Here is a 4,118-nt window from a genome sequence, read left to right on the forward strand (position 1 = left end):
GTGCCGGGCAGGCGCTCGCGCAGCATCCGGTAGATCGCGGCCTCGCTCGGCTCGTCGAGGGCGGCGGTGGATTCGTCTAGGAACAGCCACTCGGGCTTGGCCAGAACGGCGCGCGCCACGGCGAGACGCTGCTGCTCGCCCCCCGAAAGGCGCTGGTCCCAGGCATCGACCTCGTCGAGCCGGTCGGCCAGCGCCGGCAACTGCGCGGCGACCAGCGCGTCGCGAATGGCCGCGTCCGGGAACATGTCGGTGGTGTTCGGGTAGACCACGGCGCCGCGCAGGGTGCCGAGCGGGATGTAGGGACGCTGCGGCAGCACCAGGGCGGATTGGCCCTGCGGCAGGTCGATCCGGCCCTTGCCGAAGGGCCAGATCCCCGCGATGGCGCGAAACAGCGTCGACTTGCCCGAGCCCGAGGGGCCCGTGAGCAGGGTCGCCCCGCCCTTGGTGATGGTGAGCGAATCGGCCGCCACGATGGTGCGCCCGTCGGGCAGGCCGAGGCTGAGATTTGAGGCGGTGACGTCGCCCTGCGTTGCGTTGCCCTGGAACAGGCCCTCGCCGGTGCCGCCGATCGCCTCCGCCTTGGTCATCGCCCGTTTGAACGAGGACAGGCGGTTGGTGTTGGCCCGATAGGCCGCGATGGTGACGTAGGAATTGATGAAGAACGACAGCGAGGATTGCACGCTGCTGAAGGCGTCGCCCGTCTGCTGGAACTGACCCAGCGTGATCTTCTTCAGGAAGTACGAGGGGGCGGCCAGGATGTAGGGAAACACCACGCTGATCTGGCTGTAGGACAGGGTGAAGCTGCCGAGCTTGATCCGCCGGATGATGATGCCGAGGTAGTTGTCGATGATCTCGTGAAACAGGCTTCCCAAGCGCACCGTCTCGGCGCGCTCGCCGCGCAGCAGCGCGATCTGCTCGCCGTAGATGCGGGTGCGGGCGAGCGAGAAGCGGAAATCCGCCTCCACCTTCTCCTGCCGGAAGTCGAGGCCGATCAGCGGGCGTCCGATCACGTGGGTAAGCCAGGTGCCGATCACCGCGTAGCCGACGACCAGCCAGACCAGGAAGCCCGGCACCACCGTGTCGGTGAAGGGCAGCACGAAGTCGCGCGACAGGCCCCAGAGAATCACCATGAAGGAGACGAGGGTCGCGGCTTGGGAAAGCAGGCGGATGGAGAGCGTCGTGGTCTGCGAGATGAACAGGTTCACGTCGCTCTGGATGCGCTGGTCCGGGTTGTCGGCATGCTCGTCGGTGAAGGGCACGCGGTAATGGGTGCCGGCGTCCAGCCAGCGGCCGTAGAAGCTGCGCGTCAGCCAGGTCCGCCAGCGGATGTGAAGGGTGGCGTCGACGAAGGTGTCGAACATGCCGACCACGACCCAGACCGTGGCGAGGGGCGCGAACACCCAGACCAGCTGATACCAGAACGCGTCGGCGTTATATTCCTGCAGCGCGTTGAAAAGGTCGCGGAACCAGAAGTTCAGCCGCAGCTGCAGGGCGACCTGCGCGAAGGTGATGAAGATGGAGAGCGCCACGAGGCGCTGGCCGACCTTGCCCTCGGTGGAGCCGAACAGCCGGAAGGGGCCGATCTCCCGCGTCGGCTTGTCGCTGGTGGCGAAGTACGGGTCGGCGATGAGCGTGATCGCGCGGATCGGCTCGAGATGCGAGATCGCCAGGACAATGCCGGCGAAGACCACGGCGCCCGTGGCGGCAAAGCTCGGGGGCAGCAGGGCGGCGAGCGTCGGCGGCAGCAGGCCCGAGGCCGCGAGCTGCTTGGCGCCCGCGAGGAACAGGTAGCCGATGCCGTAGACCGAGACGAAGACCTTTAGGTAGGCCGAGAGCTTGCCCGAGGCCAGCAGGATGCCCGCCATGGCGAGGCCCGCCAGCGAGACGTAGAGTGGCGGCCCGGCCTCGCCTGGGACGATCAGCAGGGCAAGCGCGAAGAGCGCCGTGACGGCGGCCTGCAGGCCGAGGCCCGTCCTCAATGCGGCCACGCGCGTCTCCCTTGTCTCGGATCGTTTCGTTCGGCGGCCCCGAGGGACCGGATCGAACCGGCATTGCAGGTGGGTCGTGGCGAGAACGTGGCGGGGGACGGCGCCCGCCTGCGGCGATCCGCTACCAGTCCCAGTCGCCGAATTCCGGCTCGCGGCAGCGATAGCCGATCGGGCATTCCGGATTGTCGCGGGTCGGCACGAAGCGCAGCTCGGCGATCTCGCTGAGGGTGCACTGGCTGCGGTCCCGCACGAAGCGCTCCGCCGGGCCGCCGCCAGGGCTGATCAGGACCGAGCCCCTGGCCTTCACCAATCCCATCGCATCGGCGCAAGTCAGGCGCTGGGTCGCGATGAGGGGGCTCTGGGCACCGGCCGGCGTCGACAGGGCTGCGCAGAGTGCGAGTGCGTAGCGTCTCGTCACGGAGCTGTGCGCTGTTTCTCGGTTTCGATACGGCCAAGCATGGCAGTTTCCGCCTGATGCGCAAAGGGGTTGCCGTCCGCTCGCCGCAATCGCGGGCTCTATCCACCGGGATTGCGCTTCGGTGAGGCGCTCCACCCGGCGCGACCGTCGGCGCGAAGCCCGGTCCGCCCAAAGGTAGAACGTCGAAGCCATGAACGTCGAAGCAACGTCGGGACTGTCGATCCTCAACCTCGATGCGGTGCGCGCCGCCCCCGTCTCGCGCGACCCCTACAGCTTCTTCCTCGGCAACGACGTGCTCAAGCCCGAGGCCGTCGACGAGATCCGGAAGGATTTCCCCGCCATCGCCAAGCCCGGCTACCTCACCGTGGACGAGGTGGCGCTGAAGGGCCGCTTCAAGGCACTCATCGACGAGCTCGAGAGCGACGAGTTCTCCCGCATCATGGGCGAGAAGTTCGGGATCGACCTCGTCTCCTGCCCACGCCTCACCACCATCATGAAGCGCAGCCAGCCCAAATACGGCTCGATCCACACCGATGGCCCGTCCAAGGTGATGACGATGCTGATCTACATGAACGACGCTTGGGACGCGCCGGCCGCGGGTCGCCTGCGGGTGCTCTACGACGGCAAGAACTACGAACCCTTCGCCGTCGAGGTGCCGCCCACCATGGGCACGATGTTCGCCTTCCTGCGCGCCGACAATTCCTGGCACGGTCACGAGCCCTTTGAGGGCGAGCGCCGCGTAGTCCAGGTCGCCTGGGTGAAGGATGCCAACGAGCTCGAGCGCAAGAAGAAGCGCAACCGCACCGCCCAGTTTCTGAAGGGGATCTTCGGTCGCTGAAACTCTGAAGTATCGAGTGGTCTCGCGACGATCGGAGACAATGCGGCCCGGATCGGCAAAGCGCTGATCTGGGCCGTTCTCGTTTCTATGGCGTTTGGTATTTCGCAGCCAAAGATTCGGCCGCACATTGTTGGATTTTCCAGGCTGCTTGGTCGAGGATTACCCGTTCGAAGCATCATGACAGCCAGGCATCCCGTCGCGGAACTTCGCGGCGATCGATCGAACCTTCGGGGGACGACGCAAAACGAACGCGCGGTGCAAGGTCATTATGTCGCAGAATGCGCGCGTCGGGCCGGGTCAGTACAGGCAGTTCATATCATTTGATAAGATTATATTCCAAGTTGTACGTCGCGACACTACGTGAGCGGCCTTTTTTTCAGTCAAATATTCCCGATAAAATCTGCTAGTACTCCGAAATGTATACATTCCGGAAGAAAGATTCCGTTATCGAATCGATGTGATCGTCCGCGCCGAAGCATCATTCGATGTGCAATCGCGGGCATACAACCATGCAAATTGTGCAGATTTATACAGAGCGATTCCATCGGTTCTTGGTATTCCAACATGGAAACGCGGCCGTCGAGTTTGCTCTGCTGGTCCCTGTGCTGCTCATGCTGTTTGCGGGCATTGTCGCATTCGGGATTTACCTCGGCGCCTCGCATAACCTGAAACAGATCGCGTCCGAAGCGGCGCGGGCCTCCATCGCCGGTGTGACCGACCAGGAGCGCGGCGACCTCGCTCGACGCCGGGTCGCGAGTTCGCTGACCGACGGGGCGATGTTCAAGCCGGGTACGGTCTTGGTGGCGGTGGGGCCCGACCCCGTGGATGCGACGATCTATACGGTGACGCTGACCTTCGATGCGAAGACGCTCGG

The 4,118-nt window shown here is 65.0% G+C and carries 4 protein-coding genes; 2 read left to right on the top strand and 2 right to left on the bottom strand.

Annotated features, from left to right (window positions below; genetic code table 11):
* A partial coding sequence (locus JWQ05_RS19710) for an ABC transporter ATP-binding protein/permease (RefSeq protein ID WP_299662277.1) occupies positions 1-1,988 on the bottom strand: 1,988 nt, incomplete at its 3' end.
* A gap of 121 nt (positions 1,989-2,109) precedes the next feature.
* A complete protein-coding gene (locus JWQ05_RS19715) occupies positions 2,110-2,370 on the bottom strand; it encodes a hypothetical protein (protein WP_299662283.1) in 261 nt (86 codons plus the stop codon).
* A 226-nt stretch (positions 2,371-2,596) separates the two neighbouring features.
* Between JWQ05_RS19715 and JWQ05_RS19720 the strand changes: the two genes are divergently transcribed.
* A complete protein-coding gene (locus JWQ05_RS19720; protein ID WP_299662279.1) occupies positions 2,597-3,244 on the top strand; it encodes a 2OG-Fe(II) oxygenase in 648 nt (215 codons plus the stop codon).
* Positions 3,245-3,753: 509 nt separating this feature from the next.
* Positions 3,754-4,118, top strand: a 365-nt coding sequence (locus JWQ05_RS19725) for a TadE/TadG family type IV pilus assembly protein (protein WP_299662281.1), incomplete at its 3' end; no start/stop codon positions are given.

The organism is Methylobacterium sp. (assembly GCF_028290105.1).
GTDB lineage: Bacteria > Pseudomonadota > Alphaproteobacteria > Rhizobiales > Beijerinckiaceae > Methylobacterium.

Coding starts and splice junctions, on each gene's coding strand:
- JWQ05_RS19720 (WP_299662279.1), top strand. CDS start 2,597: ATGAACGTCGAAGCAACGTCGGGACTGTCGATCCTCAACCTCGATGCG.